This window comes from Ralstonia sp. RL (assembly GCF_001683835.1).
Classification (GTDB): domain Bacteria; phylum Pseudomonadota; class Gammaproteobacteria; order Burkholderiales; family Burkholderiaceae; genus Ralstonia; species Ralstonia mannitolilytica.
This window is the reverse complement of record NZ_LWRX01000015.1, coordinates 1-655: the sequence shown is the minus strand read 5'-3', so window position 1 is coordinate 655 and position 655 is coordinate 1. Positions and strand designations below refer to the sequence as shown.

Below are 655 nucleotides of genomic sequence, written 5' to 3'. Positions count from 1 at the left end.
AGATCAAGGCCCGCCTGACCGAGATCGTGCCGATCTTCAACAAGCAGAAGTTCATGCTGGGTGATGAGTTCTCGATGCTCGATGTGGCCATCGCGCCGTTGCTCTGGCGTCTCGATCACTATGGCATCGACCTGGGCAAGGCCGCGGCGCCGCTGATGAAGTACGCTGAGCGCATCTTCAGCCGCCAGGGCTTCATCGACGCGCTGACGCCGTCGGAAAAGGCGATGCGCAAGTAAGCATGGAGCTGCCGTCCACCAAGCCTTACCTGCTGCGTGCCCTTTGGGAGTGGTGCTGCGATAACGGCTTCACGCCGCATATCGCGGTCGAGGTCGACGAGCGTACCCGGGTGCCGCGCGAATATGTGCGCGGTGGCCAGATCGTGCTCAATCTCGGGCCGGCGGCAACCAACAAGTTGCAGATGGGCAATGAGTTCATCGAGTTTCAAGCCCGCTTCAATGGGGTCGCCCGTGATTTGTCAGTGCCGGTCGGTCGCGTGACAGCGATCTATGCCCGCGAAAACGGTGCCGGCATGGCCTTCGAGGTGGAGGACGGGCATCCGGCAACCGGCGGAGAGGCCACCGGGCAGGAGGCGCCGGCAGCGCCGGCCGATGAACCGCCGCCCGAGCCACCCCGCCCCAAATTGCAACGCATCAAA

The 655-nt window shown here is 63.4% G+C and carries 2 protein-coding genes; both read left to right on the top strand.

Annotated elements, in window-relative coordinates; all coding sequences use genetic code 11:
• On the top strand, positions 1-236 hold a 236-nt coding region (locus tag A6M56_RS02225; protein WP_286757708.1), incomplete at its 5' end, for a glutathione S-transferase C-terminal domain-containing protein.
• A 2-nt stretch (positions 237-238) separates the two neighbouring features.
• On the top strand, positions 239-655 hold a 417-nt coding region (locus tag A6M56_RS02220; RefSeq protein ID WP_286757707.1), incomplete at its 3' end, for a ClpXP protease specificity-enhancing factor.